The sequence below is a fragment of the Caballeronia glathei genome (assembly GCF_000698595.1).
Taxonomy (GTDB): domain Bacteria; phylum Pseudomonadota; class Gammaproteobacteria; order Burkholderiales; family Burkholderiaceae; genus Caballeronia; species Caballeronia glathei.
In genome coordinates, this window is the sequence record NZ_JFHC01000008.1 from 21,301 (window position 1) to 39,530 (window position 18,230).

The 18,230-nt window shown below is 67.6% G+C and carries 18 protein-coding genes; 9 read left to right on the forward strand and 9 right to left on the reverse strand.

The annotated features are described in order from the left end of the window. Positions 1 to 8 precede the first annotated feature (8 nt). Entirely contained in the window at positions 9 to 1,397 is a 1,389-nt protein-coding gene (gene radA, locus BG61_RS07845) for a DNA repair protein RadA (protein ID WP_035938063.1), read from the reverse strand. A 74-nt stretch (positions 1,398 to 1,471) separates the two neighbouring features. After that, complete coding sequence (alr, locus tag BG61_RS07850) at positions 1,472 to 2,542, reverse strand: alanine racemase (RefSeq protein ID WP_035938062.1); 1,071 nt, start codon at positions 2,540 to 2,542, stop codon at positions 1,472 to 1,474. Positions 2,543 to 2,796: 254 nt separating this feature from the next. On the opposite strand from alr, the gene lplT reads away from it, so the two are divergent. Genes lplT through thiD form a run of 4 tightly spaced genes read left to right on the forward strand, consistent with a single transcriptional unit; the run spans position 2,797 to position 6,463 of the window. After that, positions 2,797 to 4,104 (forward strand): lysophospholipid transporter LplT, encoded by a 1,308-nt coding sequence (gene lplT, locus BG61_RS07855; RefSeq protein WP_035938059.1) that lies wholly within the window; start codon positions 2,797 to 2,799, stop codon positions 4,102 to 4,104. A 56-nt stretch (positions 4,105 to 4,160) separates the two neighbouring features. Further along, a complete protein-coding gene (thiM, locus tag BG61_RS07860; protein WP_063177185.1) occupies positions 4,161 to 4,976 on the forward strand; it encodes a hydroxyethylthiazole kinase in 816 nt (271 codons plus the stop codon). Positions 4,977 to 4,980: 4 nt separating this feature from the next. Further along, positions 4,981 to 5,628, forward strand: coding sequence for a thiamine phosphate synthase (gene thiE / locus BG61_RS07865; RefSeq protein ID WP_035938056.1), 648 nt, complete (start codon positions 4,981 to 4,983; stop codon positions 5,626 to 5,628). A gap of 10 nt (positions 5,629 to 5,638) precedes the next feature. Then, positions 5,639 to 6,463, forward strand: coding sequence for a bifunctional hydroxymethylpyrimidine kinase/phosphomethylpyrimidine kinase (thiD, locus tag BG61_RS07870; protein WP_035938054.1), 825 nt, complete (start codon positions 5,639 to 5,641; stop codon positions 6,461 to 6,463). Here the strand turns inward: thiD and BG61_RS07875 are convergent. The 4 genes from BG61_RS07875 to tsaB are packed head-to-tail and all read right to left on the reverse strand — an operon-like array spanning position 6,450 to position 9,916. Further along, on the reverse strand, positions 6,450 to 7,592 hold the full coding sequence (locus BG61_RS07875; RefSeq protein WP_035938053.1) for a DUF1853 family protein: 1,143 nt from the start codon (positions 7,590 to 7,592) through the stop codon (positions 6,450 to 6,452). The two genes, thiD and BG61_RS07875, sit on opposite strands and share 14 nt — an antisense overlap. Further along, the gene (locus BG61_RS07880; RefSeq protein ID WP_035938051.1) at positions 7,592 to 8,614 is read right to left on the reverse strand and encodes a uracil-DNA glycosylase; all 1,023 of its coding nucleotides are present in this window, start codon (positions 8,612 to 8,614) and stop codon (positions 7,592 to 7,594) included. The genes BG61_RS07875 and BG61_RS07880 overlap by 1 nt, the downstream gene beginning before the upstream one ends. Then, positions 8,601 to 9,095, reverse strand: a complete 495-nt coding sequence (rimI, locus tag BG61_RS07885) for a ribosomal protein S18-alanine N-acetyltransferase (RefSeq protein WP_035938050.1) — start codon at positions 9,093 to 9,095, stop codon at positions 8,601 to 8,603. The genes BG61_RS07880 and rimI overlap by 14 nt, the downstream gene beginning before the upstream one ends. Continuing rightward, positions 9,092 to 9,916 (reverse strand): tRNA (adenosine(37)-N6)-threonylcarbamoyltransferase complex dimerization subunit type 1 TsaB, encoded by an 825-nt coding sequence (gene tsaB / locus BG61_RS07890; protein WP_035938048.1) that lies wholly within the window; start codon positions 9,914 to 9,916, stop codon positions 9,092 to 9,094. Before tsaB ends, rimI begins: the two co-directional genes overlap by 4 nt. A 144-nt stretch (positions 9,917 to 10,060) precedes the next feature. Here tsaB and BG61_RS07895 point away from each other — a divergent pair, with 144 nt between their 5' ends. Together BG61_RS07895 and BG61_RS07900 are read left to right on the forward strand one after the other, a co-directional pair. Then, a complete protein-coding gene (locus BG61_RS07895; RefSeq protein WP_035938046.1) occupies positions 10,061 to 10,330 on the forward strand; it encodes an acyl-CoA-binding protein in 270 nt (89 codons plus the stop codon). 433 nt (positions 10,331 to 10,763) lie between these two features. Next, positions 10,764 to 12,365: a DEAD/DEAH box helicase gene (locus BG61_RS07900; protein WP_035938045.1), complete on the forward strand. Its 1,602-nt coding sequence runs from the start codon at positions 10,764 to 10,766 to the stop codon at positions 12,363 to 12,365. A gap of 54 nt (positions 12,366 to 12,419) precedes the next feature. Here BG61_RS07900 and BG61_RS42735 read toward each other — a convergent pair whose 3' ends face one another. Continuing rightward, a complete protein-coding gene (locus tag BG61_RS42735; protein ID WP_161783666.1) occupies positions 12,420 to 12,560 on the reverse strand; it encodes a hypothetical protein in 141 nt (46 codons plus the stop codon). Between the two features lie 215 nt (positions 12,561 to 12,775). On the opposite strand from BG61_RS42735, the gene aceA reads away from it, so the two are divergent. Then, a complete protein-coding gene (aceA, locus tag BG61_RS07905) occupies positions 12,776 to 14,080 on the forward strand; it encodes an isocitrate lyase (RefSeq protein ID WP_035938043.1) in 1,305 nt (434 codons plus the stop codon). A 152-nt stretch (positions 14,081 to 14,232) separates the two neighbouring features. Here the strand turns inward: aceA and BG61_RS07910 are convergent, their stop codons facing one another. Beyond that, a complete protein-coding gene (locus BG61_RS07910) occupies positions 14,233 to 14,667 on the reverse strand; it encodes a universal stress protein (protein ID WP_035938188.1) in 435 nt (144 codons plus the stop codon). Between the two features lie 59 nt (positions 14,668 to 14,726). After that, a complete protein-coding gene (locus BG61_RS07915; protein ID WP_035938042.1) occupies positions 14,727 to 15,629 on the reverse strand; it encodes a LysR family transcriptional regulator in 903 nt (300 codons plus the stop codon). Between the two features lie 138 nt (positions 15,630 to 15,767). On the opposite strand from BG61_RS07915, the gene BG61_RS07920 reads away from it, so the two are divergent. Together BG61_RS07920 and aceB are read left to right on the forward strand one after the other, a co-directional pair. After that, positions 15,768 to 16,550, forward strand: coding sequence for a haloacid dehalogenase type II (locus BG61_RS07920; RefSeq protein WP_035938041.1), 783 nt, complete (start codon positions 15,768 to 15,770; stop codon positions 16,548 to 16,550). Positions 16,551 to 16,618: 68 nt separating this feature from the next. Then, positions 16,619 to 18,202 carry a malate synthase A gene (aceB, locus tag BG61_RS07925; protein WP_035938040.1) on the forward strand — a complete coding sequence of 528 codons (1,584 nt, stop codon included), beginning with the start codon at positions 16,619 to 16,621 and terminating at the stop codon, positions 18,200 to 18,202. Positions 18,203 to 18,230: the final 28 nt, after the last annotated feature.

Genomic DNA, 18,230 nt, shown 5'->3' on the forward strand with positions numbered 1-18,230 from the left:
ACGCCCCGTCATTCGAGCGTGCGCACGCGGTCGATCGCTTCCTCGATGCGGTCCACCGCGATCACTTCCAGTCCGTCGATCGCCTGCTTCGGCGCGTTCGCCTTCGGTATCAGCGCGATCGAAAAGCCGAGCTTGGCGGCTTCCTTCAGACGATCCTGTCCGCGCGGCGACGGCCGGATCTCGCCCGCGAGCCCCACTTCGCCGAACACGATCAGGCCCTTCGGCAGCGGCTTGTTGCGCATCGACGAATGGATCGCGAGCAGCACGGCCAGATCGGCGGCGGGCTCGGTGATCTTCACGCCGCCGACCGCGTTCAGGAACACGTCCTGGTCGAAGCACGCGATGCCCGCGTGCCGGTGCAGGACCGCGAGCAGGAGCGCGAGCCGGTTCTGCTCGAGGCCGACGGCAAGCCGTCGCGGGTTGGGCACGTGCGCCGTATCGACGAGCGCCTGCACTTCGACGAGCAGCGGCCGCGAGCCTTCCTGCGTGACGAGCACGCATGAGCCGGGCACGCTCTGCGCGTGCTGCGACAGGAACAGCGCCGACGGATTCGCCACGCCGCGCAGGCCGCGCTCGGTCATGGCGAACACGCCGAGCTCGTTCACCGCGCCGAAGCGGTTCTTGAACGCGCGCACGAGCCGGAACGACGAATGCGTGTCGCCTTCGAAATAGAGCACCGTATCGACGATATGCTCCAGCACGCGCGGCCCCGCGAGATTGCCCTCCTTCGTCACGTGGCCGACCATGATGATCGCGGTGCCCGTCTGCTTGGCGATCCGCGTCAACTGCGCCGCGCACTCGCGCACCTGCGCGACCGACCCGGGCGCCGACGTGAGGGCTTCGGAATAGACCGTCTGGATCGAATCGATGACCGCGACTTCCGGGCGCTGTTCATCGATGGTCGCCTGGATTTTTTCGAGCTGGATCTCCGCGAGCAGTTGCAGGTCGGGCGCGGCCGAATCCGAGTTGCCGAGCAGCCCGAGCCGCTGCGCGCGCAGCGCGATCTGCGCGCCGGACTCCTCGCCGCTGATATAGAGCGCGCGGCGCTCGCGCGCGATTTCCGCGAGCGATTGCAAAAGCAGCGTCGACTTGCCGATGCCCGGATCGCCGCCGATCAGCACCACGCCGCCCGCCACCAGACCGCCGCCGAGCACGCGGTCGAATTCGCCGATGCCGGTGGTGAAGCGCGGCACGTCCGACGCTTCGATGTCGGACAGCCGCACGACCGGCGAGCTTTTCGCGAGCGCCTGGAAGCGGTGCGCGGACGGCGTCTCGGCTACCGACTCCACCAGCGCGTTCCACGCGCCGCACGCCGGGCACTGGCCCTGCCACTTCGGCGCCTGTCCGCCGCATTCGCTACAGATGTACAGCGTCTTCGCCTTCGCTACTTTTGCCACTCGGGATCCTGGAATTCACTGCGCGGGTTGCGCGGATTGCGACGTCCACTGCGTCGGAATGGCCGGAAAGCGCCTTACTCCGCGCGCACCGGCACACGCTGGGCGATCGCGCACATCAGCTCGTAGCCGATCGTGCCGCACGCCTGCGCGACGTCGTCGATAGGCAGGTGCGGGCCCCACAATTCCACGCGCGAGCCGATCCCGGCGGTCGGGCACGGCGTCAGGTCGACGGTCAGCATGTCCATCGACACGCGCCCGACGAGCTTCGTGCGGATGCCGTCGACGAACACCGGCGTGCCTTCCGGCGCGATGCGCGGGAATCCGTCCGCGTAGCCGCAGGCCACCACGCCGATGCGCATCTGCTTGCCGGCCGTGTAGGTCGAGCCATAGCCGACCGTATGTCCGGCATCCACCGTCTGCACGGCGATGAGTTCCGAGGCGAGCGTCATCGCGGGGCGCAGGCCCGTGTCGGCGATATCGGCCGTCACGCCCGACGGCGACGCGCCGTACAGCATGATGCCGGGCCGCACCCAGTCGAAATGCGCCGCCGGGTGCCACAGGGTCGCGGCCGAGTTCGCGAGGCTGCGCGCCCCGGCGATACCCTCGGCGCCGCGCTCGAACGCCTCCAGCTGGAAAGCGATGCCGCGCTCGCTGTCGGCGTCGGAAAAATGCGTCATCAGCGTGATCTGGCCGACGCCCTGGCACGCCCGCGCCCGCTCCCACGCCGCGCGATAGCGCTCCGGCGTGTAGCCGAGCCGGTTCATGCCGCTGTTCATCTTCAGCTGGATGTTGACCGGTTTCGAGAGCCGCGCCATTTCCAGCATGCGCAACTGCTCGTCGCAATGGACGGCGGTGGTCAGGCTGTAGCGGTCGATCACGTCGATGTCGGTCGGGCGGAAAAAGCCTTCGAGCAGAAGAATCGGCCCCGCCCAGCCAAGTTCCCGCAACTTCGCGGCTTCTTCGAGGTCCAGAAGTCCGAATCCGTCCGTCGCGCGCAATCCGGGGAACGCCCGGGCCAGTCCATGGCCGTAGGCATTGGCCTTGACGACGGCCCAGATCTTCGACTTCGGCGCGTACTTGCGGGCGACAGCGAGGTTGTTGGCGAGTGCGGCGGTGTGAATGGTGGCGGAAAGGGGGCGCGGCATGAGAGTTCGGGTTAAAACGCGGTTGGAACGCCAACCGGGGCGGCGGTTCAAGAGACCTTGCGAATCAGTATCTTATGAGGAATTTTCAGTACGATCGTGTGATTCCCAACACGTCATCGAGATTACTGCTAGTCAGAATGCGCCTATTTTCGTGTTATAAAGCCGTGCACACAACCCATTTCGATCGGAATAAGCCCGAACGCCGACACGGCGCACGGGGCGGATCACCCGCAGTGAGGAAAGCTTCGGATCAGATGAAAAAAGGTTTTTACACCATCATGGCCGCGCAGTTTTTCTCCTCGCTGGCCGACAACGCCCTTCTGATCGCTGCTATTGCACTGCTGAAAGATCTTCACGCCCCCAACTGGATGACGCCGCTGCTCAAGCTGTTCTTTGTGCTGTCGTACGTCGTTCTGGCCGCCTTCGTCGGCGCGTTCGCGGATTCCCGGCCGAAGGGCCACGTGATGTTCGTCACGAACTCCATCAAGGTGGTCGGCTGTCTCACGATGCTCGTCGGCGCGCATCCGCTGCTTGCGTACGGCATCGTCGGCTTCGGCGCCGCCGCCTATTCGCCCGCCAAGTACGGCATTCTCACCGAGCTCTTGCCCGCCGACCGGCTCGTCGCGGCGAACGGCTGGATTGAAGGCACGACGGTCGGCTCGATCATTCTCGGCACCGTGATGGGCGGCGCGCTCATCAGCCCGCATATCGCAGGGCACATCCTGAGCCTGCACATCCCGCGCATCACCACGCCCGCCGAGGCGGCGATGCTCGTCATCGTGCTCATGTACGTAATCGCCGCGATGTTTAACCTGCGCATTCCGGACACGGGCGCGCGCTATCCGAAGCAGGAAACGCGGCCGCTCAAGCTCATCACCGATTTCGCCGACTGCTTCGTCACGCTCTGGCGCGACAAGCTCGGCCAGATTTCGCTCGCCGTGACGACGCTCTTCTGGGGCGCGGGCGCGACGCTCCAGTTCATCGTGCTGAAATGGGCCGAGGTTTCCCTCGGGATGTCGCTGTCGCAGGCGGCGATCCTGCAGGCGATCATCGCGGTCGGGGTCGCGGTCGGCGCGATTCTCGCGGCCGCGCGCGTGCCGCTCAAGCGCTCGCTCACCGTGCTGCCGGTCGGCATCATCATGGGCATCGCCGTGATGCTGATGGCGTTCTACACCAGGGAACTCTTCCCTGCGCACTGGGGCGTCTACTTTGGCCGCATGCACGTGCCGGGCTACCTGCTGATCGCCTATGTGTTCCTGATGATCGTTGGCGGGCTGTCGGGCTTCTTTGTCGTGCCGATGAACGCGCTCCTCCAGCATCGCGGGCACGTGCTGCTGTCGGCCGGCCACTCGATCGCCGTGCAGAACTTCAACGAGAACCTCTCCGTGCTCGTCATGCTGTGCCTCTACGCCGTGCTCGTGTGGCTCGACATGCCGATCCAGTTCGTCATCGTGCTGTTCGGCTCGTTCGTCTGCCTGATGATGTATTTCGTGATGCGCCGCCACCAGGCGAACCAGCGCGCATTCGACTCCGTCGCGCTGATCGGCGAGGCGCGCCACTGATTCCGGCCGCGCCGCCCTGACCGGACGGCGCGGCGTTTTTCCACATGCCACCGACCATGCACGCCGCCGACCTCCACCCGTTCGCGACGCGCGTGCGCGAAAACGCGCCGCTCGTGCACTGCCTGACGAATCTCGTCGTCACCAATTTCACGGCGAACGTGCTGCTCGCGATCGGCGCGGCGCCCGCGATGGTCGTCGCGCGCGAGGAAGCGGGCGAATTCGCGGCGATGGCGAACGCGTTGTCCGTGAATCTCGGCACGCTCGACGTGCCGCAAACGCGCGCGATCCGCGCCGCCGTGGACGCCGCCAACACCGCCGGCAAACCGTGGGTGCTCGATCCGGTCGCGGTCGGCCCGCTCGCGTTTCGCACCGAATTCGCGTTCGAGCTGCTCGACGCAAAGCCCGCGGTAATCCGCGGCAACGCGTCGGAGATCATCAGCCTCTCGGGCGGCACGGCGAGCGCCAGGGGCGTCGACAGCACCGCCGCCACAGACGCCGCGCTCGACGCCGCGCAGATCCTCGCGCTCAGGACCCGGGCGACCGTCGCCGTGACGGGCGCGACCGACTACATCACCGACGGCCGCCGCACCATCGCGCTGTCGAACGGGTCGCCGCTGATGACGCGCGTGACGGGCGTCGGCTGCGCGCTGTCGGCGAGCGTCGCGGCGTTCGTCGGCGCGGCGGGCGGCCCCGCCGAGCACTGGCTCGCCACGGTGGCGGCGATCGCGTATTCCACGGTGGCGGGCGAACTCGCCGCGCGCGACGCCGCGCTGCCCGGCAGCTTCGCGGTCGCGTATCTCGATCGCCTCGCGTCGCTCGATGCCGCCACGTTCGCCGCGACGCTCGTCGCACGCGACATCGCGGCGGCCTGACGCCATGCGCCCCGCGTTCGACCTCTCGCTCTATCTGGTGCTCGACCCCGTGCAGTGCGGCGGCCACGAAGCGTCGCTCGACGTCGCCCGCGCGGCGCTCGCGGGCGGCGCGAGCATCGTGCAGCTGCGCGCGCCCGAGTGGCACAAGCGCGCGTGGCTCGCGCTCGCGCGCGATCTGCTGCCGATCACGCGCGCGCACGGCGTGCCGCTCGTCATCAACGATCATCTCGATATTGCGCTCGCCGCCGGCGCCGACGGCGTGCACGTCGGCCAGCGCGACCTGCCGGCGGACGTCGCCCGCAGGCTGCTCGGGCCGGATGCGCTGATCGGGCTGTCGGTATCGGATGCGCGCGAAGTAGCCGTTGCGAACGCGCTCGGCGACACGATCGACTACCTCGGCGCGGGCCCCGTGTTCGCGACGCCGACCAAGACCGACGCGTCCGCGCCGTGCGGTATCGACGGCCTTGCCGCGCTGTGCTCGCAGGCGCGCTATCCGACGGTCGCGATCGGCGGAATCCAGTTGCACAACGCGCCGGACGTGATGCGCGCGAGGCCGGCGGGCCTCGCCGTCGTCTCCGCGATCTGCAAGGCCGCCAACCCTCGCGACGCCGCCGCGCACCTTCGCGCGGCGATCACGCGCGCTCAACCCTAGTCCGACTGCCATGGTAGAGACCCAACCGAATCTCAACGCGATCCCCAACGTCCTCGCGATCGCCGGCTCCGACTCGGGCGGCGGCGCGGGCATCCAGGCCGACCTGAAGGCGTTCTCCGCGCTCGGCGCATACGGCGCGAGCGTGATCACGGCGCTCACGGCGCAGAACACGCGCGGCGTCACGGCGATCCACACGCCCGACGCCGCGTTCGTGAGCGCGCAGCTCGACGCCGTCTTCGACGACATCCGCATCGACGCCGTGAAGATCGGCATGCTCGCCAATGCGCAGATCGTGCGCGCCGTCGCCGACGCGCTGCGGCGGCACCGCCCCGCGCACGTCGTGCTGGACACCGTGATGATCTCCAAGAGCAACCACGCGCTGCTCGCGCCGGACGCGGTCGCGGCGCTGCGCGACGAACTGCTGCCGCTCGCCACGCTCGTCACGCCGAACCTGCCCGAGGCGGCGGCGCTCCTGAACGAGCCGGGCGCCGCGGACGAAGACGCGATGGTCCGCCAGGGCGAAGCCCTCCTCGCCCTCGGCGCGCGCGCGGTGCTGATGAAAGGCGGCCACCTGGCTTCCGCCGACAGCCCCGACTGGCTCGTCGAAGCGGGCGGCGCGCTCAGGCTCGGCGGCGCGCGGGTGCCACTGCCGAACACGCACGGCACGGGCTGCACGCTGTCATCGGCGATTGCGGCGCTGATCCCGCAGCGCGAAAGCCTCGCGAGCGCAGCCGCCGACGCCAAGCGCTACCTCACCGGCGCCATCGAGAACAGCGCGCGGCTTCATGTCGGCCGCGGCGTCGGGCCGGTGCATCACTTCTTCAGATGGTGGTGACGGCGAACGCGCGGGCGCGCGCGGGCCAGTCGTCAGGCACGACGAAGCCGCGCGATTGCTCGATCCAGCCGTCGTCGTCCTGGCGCGCGTAGGCGGCGACCATCGTCGGCGAGACGGCGTTGTGCAGCCGCTCGTGGATGTCGGCGCCGTGAGCGAGGAGCGCCTCGCCGTCAGCGGCGGCGAGGCGGCGCGGTGCGAGCCACGCGAGCCTCGGCTGCACCACCCACGCCCTCGCGGCGTACGCGGCGGGGCTGCTTTCCTCTCTCGCTGATCCGGCCTGGCTTGCGCCGCCTGCCGACGGCGCCACCACCGGATTGCCGGAAGTCCCGCCCGCCCCGGCGCGGACCAGTGCGAGGCCCGCGGCGTCCGATGCCGGTCCGAGCGCCGCGGCCTGCGGCGCTCGGACATCGCGTCCCGGCGCGGCCTGCTCGGCCGCCCGCGCGGCGCGCCATTCCGATGCCGTCGACCACCAGCCGCGCAGATGCGCCTCGCCTACCTCCGGCGCGGGCGTCACGTCGTCGCGGTGATAGAAGAGCCGCCCCTTGATGTACAGCTGCGCCTGCCACGGCCCCTCGAAACCCAGCGACGCAAACTCCGCCCGCGAACTGAGCGCGAGTTGATGCGTGAGGAGTCGCGCGTGCTTCAGATCGAAGCGGTCCTGCAGGTTCGGGCCGACGTAGTCGGAAAGACGCGCGGGACCGGACGATCCGTCGCCGATGTGCAGATAGAACTTCACCGCCAGTTCCCAGTGCAGGCGCGCGCCGCGCGCCGTCTGCAGCAGGAAGTCGCATTCGCCGATGGTCCGCCGCTGGCGCCGCAGCGGCACGTTCGCCGCGACGAGTTCCGCAGCGGGGCCGTGGGTCAGGAAATATTCGAGCAGGCTCTCGGCGTAGAAGCCGAGCCGCGTGCGCTTCGGATTGCGCGACTGCGCATGCAGCGACGCCGGATCGCGATCGAGCGCATCGAGCCACGTGAGGGTCGCGTCGCGCTCGGCGGCCGATTCGAACGGATTGGCGAGTTCGGCGCCCGCGTGGCTCGCGCGCAGCAGGTCCGGCGCGAACAGCAGCCACGCGAGATCGCGCACGGCGGCGTCTTCGTAGCGATCGACGAGCCGCGCGAGGTCCGCCATCAGTTGCCGCCCTGCACGACTCCCGACGCGTCGAGCGCCTTGCGGTACGTGTCACGCGCGAGACACAGGTCGGCCCACGCCTTCGCCTTGTCCGGCAGGCTTCGCAGCAGGTAGGCCGGGTGATAGGTGACGATCACCGGCACGCCCTCGTATTCGTGCACGCGGCCGCGCAGCGACGCGATGCTCGCCTCGCTCTTCAGAAGGCTCTGCGCGGCAAAGCGGCCGAGCGCGACGATCAGCTTCGGCTTCACGAGCGCCACCTGACGCTGGAGATAAGGCTCGCAGCGCGCGACTTCGTCGAGTTCCGGATTGCGGTTGCCGGGCGGGCGGCACTTGATCACGTTGGCGATGTACACATTCGAGTCCCGCGCGAGCGTAACCGCGCGCAGCATGCTGTCGAGGAGCTTGCCCGCCTGCCCGACGAACGGCTCGCCGAGCCTGTCCTCGTTTTCGCCCGGCGCCTCGCCGATCAGCATCCAGTCCGCTTCGCGATCGCCCACGCCGAAGACGGTGTTCGTGCGCCGTTCGCACAGCCGGCAGCGCTCGCAGCCGGCGACGCGCGCCGCGAGCGCGTCCCAGTCGAGCGTGCGGATGTCGTCAGGGGCGGCCATCGCGGCGATCGCGGCGTGGTCGGCAGGCGGCGGGGGGTCGTCGTCGAGCCAGGGGAGATCGTCGAAGGCGACGTCCGGCGGCGAATCGAACCGCGGTGCGCCTTGTTCTGCGGGAGGCGGCGCGTCGTCCATCTCGCGCGATCGCGCTGGTTCGAGCGTTCGGGCGGCCTGTGCAGGCTTGTCCGCCTTGTCACGGAAATCGACGTGCTCATCCGGCGCAGCGTGCGGCGACGCCGTCATCGGCTCGGGCGCCACGGCACGCTGAACCGCTGCGGCCGCGGACGGCACCGGCGCACCGGCTTGTGTCACGGTGGAGTCAGCGGCGGTTTCAGCGGCGGCGCCGGCCGCGCGCCGCCGCACCCAGACCGGTCCGAGCCCGAGTTCCTCGAGTATCGATTCATCCAGCGCCATGTGCGCCCTCCTTCGGAAAAGACAGACGCATGACGATTGCGTCCTCGCGCGAACGATGCCGCGCGGGGTAGTAATTCTTGCGGCGCCCGATGGCCGAAAACCCGAAACGCTCGTACAGCTGGATAGCGCGCGGATTCGACGGCCGCACTTCCAGCAGGATGCCGTCGAGCTTCTCAGCGCGCGCGATGCGCACCGCTTCGCGCAGCAGCGTGAGCCCGGCGCCCGCGTGCTGCGCCTGCGGCGCGACGCAAAGATTGAGCAGGTGCATTTCGTCGACGACGGGCATCAGCACGCAGTAGCCGATCAGCGTGCCCGTCACATGGCGCAGGCACACGCCGAAATAACCGTTGCGCAGCGAATCCTGGAAATTGCCCCGGCTCCACGGGAACTCGTAGGCGAGTTTCTCGACGGCGGCGACTTCATCGAGATCGGCCTCCGTCATCGGCAACAGATAACGATCGGCGAGCAGGACCCCGCTCACCGCACCGGCTCCTCGTCCGCGCCTTCGGCGTGCGGTGCGGCATGCTTCGCGGCGTCCTTCGCAGCGCGCGCCTGCATGCGCTCGGCGGTGGTCTGCGCGACCTTGTCGCGCACATATTCCGGCGCGGCGAGCTCGGGCGGCACGGCGCGCCCGGCGGCGAGCGCGCGCAGCCCGGCAAGCGCGACGGGCAGCGCATGCGGCAGCGCCTCGCCGTCGACACGGGCTGCCGCCGACACCGCCGGCAACCGTTCGCCGAACGCCGCGGCCGCATTGCCCGCGAGCGTGAACGGCGCGTCGGGCAAAACGACGGCGGCGGGCGCATCGAGCGACGCCGGGCGGATCGTGCGCCAGTCGCCTGCGGCAGCGTCGAATTCGAAGTCGGCCCAGTAGACCTCGTCCATGCGGGCGTCGAGCGCGGCGAGCACGCGCGACACCGACGGCTCGCGCAAGCGCGCGAACTCCGCGCAGGCAAGCAAGGTGCCGATCGGCACGACCGGCACGCCGAGCCCGAACGCGAGACCCTGGGCCACGCCCGTCGCCGTGCGCAGGCCGGTGAACGAGCCCGGCCCCGAGCCGAACGCGATGGCGGTGCAATCGGCGAGCGCGAGTCCGGCGTCGTCGAACAGTTCGCGCACCGCGGGCAAGAGCCGCGTGCTCGACACGGCGCCGGTGGCCTCGTGGCGAAACCAGACGCGCGTGCTACCGGCGACGTGCTGAGGGGCCACCGCGCCGGGCGAGTCCGGCGAGCCACCGGCGAGCAGCAGCGCGACGGAACAGAATTCGGTCGAAGTATCGAGGGCGAGCAGAACGGTGCGTGTCATGGGCGCTATTGTAATGCGGGAGCCGCGCGGCTTACCGCACGATGCGCGCCAGCCAGGGCGCGCCGCGCTCTGGAAGAAAGCCTCGATAGCGGCGCCGGACATGCTTGCTATGATCGTTCATCCCAAAAAAACACGGAGAACCGAATGAGCGACATCGACGCGCGCTTCGCGCAAGCCCAGGCCGACGTGACGCAACTGCCCGAGCGCCCCGGCAACCTGACGCTGCTGCGCCTCTATGCGCTCTTCAAGCAGGCGAGCGCCGGCGACGTGCACGGCGACAAGCCCGGTTTCGCCGATATCGTCGGGAAATACAAATACGAAGCGTGGGCCGCGCTTCAGGGCACGCCCGCAGACACCGCGAAGGAGCACTACATCGAACTCGTCGAATCGCTGAAGTCGGGCGCCTCCGCCTGAGCGCAGCCCTCAGCCGCCCTGCCGCCGCCCGCCGCGCCGGCAGGACATGCCCGCACGGGCGTCGCGGCGCGATCGTCTTAATATCTGGCGCAGTGCAGCAAATATCGTTATACTGTTGCCTGCGCTTCACTGTGGCCTGCGTGGTTCGATTTTCTCCATGCGCGCGATGCGGCGCCTCGTAGCGTTTTGCTCCAATCCAGTTTAGAAACTGTCCCCTCCTTGCTAGGTCCTTCGGGGCCCGTCATGCACCAGGCTGACGCCAGCGCCCTTCCCGGCCTGTCGTATCCGATACAGCTTCTAACAACAGGCTCGCCTTCATTGCTGCGAGTTGCCCCCGTTTTTCGATTTGCTCGCTGCTTCTTTGCTCGCTGAATCCAACGACTTGGGTATGCCGATTGGCGCCGACGCCTCATTTCCCGTTTCAAGGATCGACATGACTTCGAGCATTACCCAAAGCCCTCTCGACAATATCGCAGCACAAGCACTCGGCGCCGACGCACCTGCAGACACGCCCGCCGTGCCCGCCGGCCCCAGCTTCGAATCGCTCGGCCTGTCCGCCGACATCGTTTCCGCCCTGACGGCCGCCGGCTATCAGGTCCCGACGCCCGTGCAGCAGCGCGCGATCCCCGCAGCGCTCGCCGGACGCGATCTTCTCGTTTCCAGCCCGACCGGTTCGGGCAAGACCGCGGCGTTCATGCTGCCCGCCATCGAGCGCTTCTCGCAACTCGAAAAGCAGGCTGCTTCCCAGCCGCGCGAGCCGCGTGACCCGAACGGCCGCCCGGCGCGCCGCCAGCAGCCGGTCGCGCGCCCGAGCCTGCTCGTGCTCACGCCCACGCGCGAACTCGCGATGCAGGTTACGGCCGCCGCGACCACGTACGGCAAGCACCTGCGCCGCCTGCGCACCGTCAGCATTCTCGGCGGCGTGGCGTACGGCCAGCAGTTGATGCTGCTCGCGAAGAACCCCGAAATCCTGGTCGCGACGCCCGGGCGCCTGCTCGACCACCTGGAGCGCGGCCGCATCGACCTGTCGAGCCTGAACATGCTCGTACTCGACGAAGCCGACCGCATGCTCGACATGGGCTTCATCGACGACATCGAGACGATCGTCGCGGCAACGCCGGCTTCGCGCCAGACGCTGCTGTTCTCCGCCACGATCGACGGCAAGATCGGCTCGCTGACCGGGCGCCTGCTCAAGGACCCGGAGCGCATCGAGATCGTCCAGAAGCTCGAAGCGAAGAGCAACATCGCGCAAACCGTGCATTACGTCGACGACCGCGATCACAAGGATCGCCTGCTCGATCACCTGCTGCGCGACTCCGAACTGGACCAGGCCATCGTGTTCACGGCGACCAAGAACGACGCCGACCAGCTGGCAATCCGCCTCGCCGACGCCGGCTTCGAATCGGCCGCGCTGCACGGCGACCTGCCGCAGGGCGCGCGCAACCGCACGATCCGCGCGCTGCGCGAGCGCCGCGTGCGCGTGCTGGTGGCCACCGACGTCGCGGCTCGCGGCATCGACATTCCCGGCATCACGCACGTCTTCAACTACGACCTGCCGAAGTTCGCTGAAGACTACGTGCACCGCATCGGCCGTACGGGCCGCGCGGGCCGCAGCGGCATCGCGGTGAGCCTCGTGCATCACGCCGAGCAAGGCGCGTTGAAGCGCATCGAGCGCTTCGTGCGCGCGCCGCTGGCGGTCAACGTCATCGCCGGTTTCGAGCCGCGCAAGTCGGCACCGGCCGGCGGCCGTGGCGGTTTCGGCGGCGGCCGCGGCCGTCCGGGCGGCGGTTCGTCGGGTGGCCGCCGCTACGGCAGCGGCGTCGGCACCGGCGGCTCGGGCAAGCCGGGCGGCTGGGGCAACAAGCCGGCGAGCGCAGGCGGCCGTGAAGGCGGCTATCGCGGCGGCAACAGCGGTGGCAACAGCGACGGCGGCTATCGCGGCGGCTCGCGTGACGGCGGCTTCGGCGGCGGTTCGCGCGACGGCTACAGCGCGCGCCGCAACGACGGCCCGCGCGCACCGCGCCGCGGCAGCTAAAAACGCTTCACGCGTGCCTGAGGGCGGGCCGATGGCCCTTCCTCTGCAGCAGCTTCAAAAAACCGATGCCTCGCGCATCGGTTTTTTTTCGTCCACGCCCCATATTTCACGATACGGAAAGTCTTTTTGCGTCGCAAAAGATGTGTTGCGCGGCACAACGGCCCACGTTGCAAGATAGAAAATCTCGTTTCTCATTACGAAATTGCGTTTGTATGTAATTGATTTAGCGCAATAAAAATTCTCCGAAAAAGCTTCTGCGACGTCTGTTTCGCGCGCCGGACTTTGCCTAGACTCTTATATAAGAGTTGAGCAAACGAAACGCGAAGTCAGCCGACCCGCCGCGTCGGGCTCAGGTCAAACGGGACAGATTCATCACCATCCGTCGTACAGGCACATCAAGGAGATCCGCAATGTCACGTCAAGAACAAGCACAGCAACTCCAACAGCAATGGGAAACCGATCCGCGCTGGAAAGGCATCAAGCGCACCTATACGGCCGAGGACGTCGTGCGCCTGCGCGGCTCGGTGCAGGTCGAGCACACGCTCGCTAAGCGCGGTGCGCAAAAACTGTGGGAAAGCGTCAATAACGAGCCGTTCGTCAACTCGCTCGGCGCGCTGACCGGCAACCAGGCGATGCAGCAGGTGAAGGCGGGTCTGAAGGCGATCTATCTGTCGGGCTGGCAGGTGGCGGGCGATGCCAACGTCGCGGGCGAAATGTATCCGGACCAGTCGCTGTATCCGGCGAACTCGGTGCCGCTCGTGGTGAAGCGCATCAACAACACGCTCACGCGCGCCGACCAGATCCAGTGGTCCGAAGGCAAGAACCCGGGCGACGAAGGCTATATCGACTACTTCGCGCCGATCGTCGCCGACGCGGAAGCCGGCTTCGGCGGCGTGCTTAACGCGTTCGAGCTGATGAAGGCGATGATCGAAGCGGGCGCCTCGGGCGTGCACTTCGAGGACCAGCTCGCGTCCGTGAAGAAGTGCGGCCACATGGGCGGCAAGGTGCTCGTGCCGACGCGCGAGAACATCGCGAAGCTGACCGCAGCGCGGCTCGCCGCCGACGTCTGCGGCACGCCGACCATCCTGCTCGCCCGCACGGACGCGGAAGCCGCCGACCTCGTGACGTCCGACATCGACGAGAACGACAAGCCGTTCCTCACGGGAGAGCGCACGGTCGAAGGGTTCTACCGCACGCGGCCGGGCCTGGAGCAGGCGGTGTCGCGCGGTCTCGCGTATGCGCCGTATGCCGACATGATCTGGTGCGAAACCGGCAAGCCGGATCTCGAATTCGCGAAGAAATTCGCCGATGCGATCCACAAGGAGTTCCCGGACAAGATGCTGTCGTACAACTGCTCGCCGTCGTTCAACTGGAAGAAGAACCTCGACGACGCGACCATTGCGAAATTCCAGAAGGAACTCGGCGCGATGGGCTACAAGTTCCAGTTCATCACGCTCGCCGGCTTCCACGCGCTGAACTACTCGATGTTCAACCTCGCGCACGGCTATGCGCGCACGCAGATGAGCGCGTTCGTCGAAATGCAGCAGGCCGAGTTCGCCGCCGCCGAGAAGGGCTTCACCGCGGTCAAGCATCAGCGCGAAGTGGGCACCGGCTACTTCGACGCGGTCACGCAGACGGTCGAGCGCGACGCATCGACGACCGCCCTGCACGGCTCGACCGAAGACGAGCAGTTCTTCGACAAGAAAGTGGCTTGACGGAAAGGCGTAATCAGGGAGAGCAGTGAAGAGCGTGGCGGCGCCGCCCCGGATGTCCACGGGCGGCGCACGCCAGCAGGAACGAAGACAACAAAAAGAAAGCGCATCGGGTCATGCCGCCGACGCGCTTTCTTTTGAACACTGCAAGCCAGCTACCGATAGACGATCACCGGAATCTTCGTGTGCGTGAGCACGCGCTGCGTCTCGCTGCCGATCAGGATGCTGCCGAGCCCGCGCCTGCCGTGCGACGCCATCAGGATCACGTCGCAGCCGCGCGCCTCGGCCGTCTCGATGATGCCGATATAGGGCGCCGACTCGACGCTCGTCGCGCTGTCGCAGGGCACGCCCGCCTTCTGCGCCGCCGCTTCCACCGCGCGCAGGTGCTCGCGCGCTTCGGCTTCGGCGCGGGCGTGAAAGTCGTCGGGCGGCTCGACAGCGACATCCGCGAACGGCGAATACGGATATTGCGGCAGGCACGCATACGCCGTAATGCGCGCGCCGACGGATTGCGCCAGGTCGATCGCGCCATCGATTGCTTTTTGCGACAGCTCGGAGCCGTCTGTTGGAACTAGGATGTGCTTGAACATGGCGTCCTCCTTGGGAACGTCGTTGCGCATCTCCATTGTAGTAACACGCGGTGACCGACTCAGCCCCAATATCCAGGAGCGCTGTACGTATGCTTGAGCAGGTCGAGAAAGAGCCGCACACGCAACGGCAGATGGCGGCGTTGCGGAAAGACGGCGTGGATGCCGATCGGCGGCGCGGCGAAATCGTCGAGCACGCTGGCGAGGCGCCCGGCCGCGATATCGTCGCCGACTTCCCACCACGAGCGCCACGCGAGCCCGTAGCCCGCGAGACACCAGTCGTGGAGCACCGCGCCGTCGGAGCACTCCATCGTGCCGGACACCTTGATCGTCACGACGCGGCCGTCCTGCTGGAACATCCAGCCGCGCTGCTGGTTCGCCGACGCGCCGAGCGCGAGGCAGTTGTGGCTCGAGAGCGCGGCGAGATCGGACGGAATGCCCCTGCGCCCGAGATAAGCCGGCGAGCCCACGCACACGCGGCGGTTCTCCCCCAGCTTGAGCGACACGAGCGACGAATCCGGCAGCTCGCCGAGCCGCACCGCGCAGTCGAAGCCTTCGTTGACGAGATCGACCATGCGGTCGGTGAGATCGAGCGAGATCGAGACATCCGGATGCTGCGCCGTGAATTCCGGCACGAGCGCGGCCACGTGGCGGCGCCCGAAGCCCGCCGGCGCCGACACGCGCAAATGGCCGCTTGCCTTCACCCCGCCCGCCGACACGCTCGCCTCGGCGTTCTGCATGTCGTTGATCACGCGCAGACAGTCTTCGAGAAACGCCGAGCCTTCGAACGTCAGCGTGATGCGGCGCGTGGTGCGCACGAGGAGCTTCACGCCGAGCCGTTCTTCGAGCGCGTCGAGGCGCCGCCCGATGACGGCGGGCGCCACGCCCTCCACCTGCGCCGCCGCCGACAGGCTGCCCTTCGCGGCCACCGAAGCAAAAGTCTCGATCTGCTTGAAACGATCCATGCGTGCTGGTCCTGATTCATCCCGAACGCGCACAGATTAGGTATGTAAAAGTAAAAGATCAAGTGATTTCAGCGTGTCTTTTTGTGCAGTTAGAGCACGAATACAATCGATCCTGACCTCTGATTGGAGCGCACGGCTATGTCGGCCATAACGACACCTCTTCAACCCCGCGCAGTGATCTTCGACGCCTACGGCACGCTGTTCGACGTGCATTCCGTCGTCGCCGCGGCGGAGCAGCTGTTCCCCGGCCACGGCGATGCGCTCTCGCAGCTCTGGCGTCAGAAGCAGATCGAATACACACAGTTGCGCACCCTCGCCGATCCGTCCGGCGGTCTCTACGAGCCGTTCTGGGCGATCACGCTCGACGCGCTGCGCTTCGCGGCCGCGCGGCTGAATCTGGCGAGCGCGCTCTCGCCCGCCGCCGAGAAGCGCCTGATGGACGAATACGCGTGCCTTTCCGCGTTCCCGGACACGGTCGCGGCGCTCAGGCGCCTGCGCGATCGCCCGCAGGGCCGCCTCGCGATCCTCTCGAACGGCAATCCGCAGATGCTCGACATCGCCGTGAAAAGCGCCGGCATGACAGGGCTCTTCGATTACGTGCTCTCCGTCGAGACCGTGCGCGCCTACAAGCCCGCGGCCTCGGCCTATGCGCTCGGCACGCAGGCCTTCGGCTGCGCGGCGCGCGAGCTCGTGTTCGTGTCGTCGAACGGCTGGGACGTCGCCGGCGCGACGTGGTTCGGCTACACGACCTTCTGGATCAACCGCGCGGGCCTGCCCGCCGAGGAACTCGGCGCAACGCCGCGCGGCACGGGCCGCGGCATGGCGGATCTCGTCGGCTTCGTCGAAAGCGGCTGCCCGCAACACCCATTCCCCGCCCCGCTGAAACGCCCGAACCGGACGCGCCACGGCCCCGGCACGTGACGCTCACGACTCAATCCACCATCAAGCAGAACCCAGGCAAAACCGTCTGACCGACCAAGGAGAAAACAATGCTGAATCTGCCCCAGGGCATGGCAATCACGGCTGAGATCAAGCCCGGTTACGAGACCATCCTCACGCGCGAAGCGCTGGAACTCGTCGCGATGCTGCACCGTCGCTTCGAGCCGCGCCGCCAGGAACTGCTCGCCGCGCGCACCGCGCGCACGAAGCGCCTGGACGCGGGCGAGCGGCCGGACTTCCTGCCGGAAACGAAGTCGATCCGCGAAAGCGACTGGACCATCGCGCCGCTGCCGAAGGCGCTGGAATGCCGGCGCGTGGAAATCACCGGCCCGGTCGAGCGCAAGATGATCATCAATGCGCTCAACTCCGGCGCCGATGCCTACATGACCGACTTCGAGGATTCGAACACGCCGAACTGGGACAACCAGCTGACCGGCCATATCAACCTGAAGGAAGCGGTACGCGGCACGATCTCGCTCACGCAGAACGGCAAGTCGTACCGGCTGAACGACAGGGTCGCGACGCTGATCGTGCGTCCGCGCGGCTGGCATCTCGACGAAAAGCACGTGACGGTCGACGGCCAGCGCGTGTCGGGCGGCGTCTTCGACTTCGCTCTCTTCCTCTTTCACAACGCGAAGGAGCAGCTCGCGCGCGGCAGCGGCCCGTTCTTCTACCTGCCGAAGCTCGAGAGCCATCTGGAAGCGCGTCTGTGGAACGAGATCTTCGTCGCGGCGCAGGAAGCGGTCGGCGTGCCGCGCGGCTCGATTCGCGCGACGGTGCTCGTCGAGACGATCCTCGCCGCGTTCGAGATGGACGAGATCCTGTATGAGCTGCGCGAACACAGCTCGGGCCTGAACGCGGGCCGCTGGGACTACATCTTCTCGGCGATCAAGAAGTTCAGGAGCGATCCGGATTTCTGCCTCGCCGAGCGCGCGAAGATCACGATGACCGTGCCGTTCATGCGCGCCTACGCGCTCGAACTGCTGAAGACGTGCCACAGGCGCCAGGCGCCGGCGATCGGCGGCATGAGCGCGCTGATTCCGATCAAGAACGACCCCGCCGCGAACGACAAGGCGATGGCAGGCGTGCGCTCCGACAAGGCCCGCGACGCCGCCGACGGCTACGACGGCGGCTGGGTCGCGCACCCGGGCCTCGTGCCGATCGCGATGGAGGAATTCGTGAAGGTGCTCGGCGACAAGCCGCACCAGATCGGCAAGCAGCGCCCCGATGTGCAGGTCACCGCTCACGACCTGCTCGACTTCCGCCCGGAGGCGCCGATCACCGAGGCGGGCGTGCGCAACAACATCAATGTCGGCATCCATTATCTGGGTTCGTGGCTCGCGGGCAATGGCTGCGTGCCGATCCACAACCTGATGGAAGATGCGGCGACCGCGGAAATCTCGCGCTCGCAGGTGTGGCAGTGGATCCGCTCGCCGAAGGGCAAGCTCGAGGACGGGCGCAAGGTCACGGCCGCGATGGTCCGCGAATTCACCATCGACGAACTGGAGAAGGTGAAGCTCGCGGTCGGCGGCGATACGAAGCCGTATGAGCGCGCGGCGAAGATCTTCGAGGAGATGTCCACGTCGGAGCACTTCACCGAGTTCCTCACGCTGCCGCTCTACGAAGAAATCTGAGTTCCGCTCGCGTCGATGCAAGGCCGCT

Bases quoted from the DNA above. Each gene is read 5' to 3' on its own strand.
- thiD (WP_035938054.1), top strand. From the start codon at position 5,639: ATGGTAGAGACCCAACCGAATCTCAACGCGATCCCCAACGTCCTCGCG.
- aceA (WP_035938043.1), top strand. From the start codon at position 12,776: ATGTCACGTCAAGAACAAGCACAGCAACTCCAACAGCAATGGGAAACC.
- BG61_RS07900 (WP_035938045.1), top strand. From the start codon at position 10,764: ATGACTTCGAGCATTACCCAAAGCCCTCTCGACAATATCGCAGCACAA.
- BG61_RS07880 (WP_035938051.1), bottom strand. From the start codon at position 8,614: ATGGCGCTGGATGAATCGATACTCGAGGAACTCGGGCTCGGACCGGTC.
- BG61_RS42735 (WP_161783666.1), bottom strand. From the start codon at position 12,560: ATGAGAAACGAGATTTTCTATCTTGCAACGTGGGCCGTTGTGCCGCGC.
- thiM (WP_063177185.1), top strand. From the start codon at position 4,161: ATGCACGCCGCCGACCTCCACCCGTTCGCGACGCGCGTGCGCGAAAAC.
- BG61_RS07910 (WP_035938188.1), bottom strand. From the start codon at position 14,667: ATGTTCAAGCACATCCTAGTTCCAACAGACGGCTCCGAGCTGTCGCAA.
- thiE (WP_035938056.1), top strand. From the start codon at position 4,981: ATGCGCCCCGCGTTCGACCTCTCGCTCTATCTGGTGCTCGACCCCGTG.
- tsaB (WP_035938048.1), bottom strand. From the start codon at position 9,916: ATGACACGCACCGTTCTGCTCGCCCTCGATACTTCGACCGAATTCTGT.
- BG61_RS07895 (WP_035938046.1), top strand. From the start codon at position 10,061: ATGAGCGACATCGACGCGCGCTTCGCGCAAGCCCAGGCCGACGTGACG.
- aceB (WP_035938040.1), top strand. From the start codon at position 16,619: ATGCTGAATCTGCCCCAGGGCATGGCAATCACGGCTGAGATCAAGCCC.
- BG61_RS07915 (WP_035938042.1), bottom strand. From the start codon at position 15,629: ATGGATCGTTTCAAGCAGATCGAGACTTTTGCTTCGGTGGCCGCGAAG.
- alr (WP_035938062.1), bottom strand. From the start codon at position 2,542: ATGCCGCGCCCCCTTTCCGCCACCATTCACACCGCCGCACTCGCCAAC.
- lplT (WP_035938059.1), top strand. From the start codon at position 2,797: ATGAAAAAAGGTTTTTACACCATCATGGCCGCGCAGTTTTTCTCCTCG.
- BG61_RS07920 (WP_035938041.1), top strand. From the start codon at position 15,768: ATGTCGGCCATAACGACACCTCTTCAACCCCGCGCAGTGATCTTCGAC.
- BG61_RS07875 (WP_035938053.1), bottom strand. From the start codon at position 7,592: ATGGCGGACCTCGCGCGGCTCGTCGATCGCTACGAAGACGCCGCCGTG.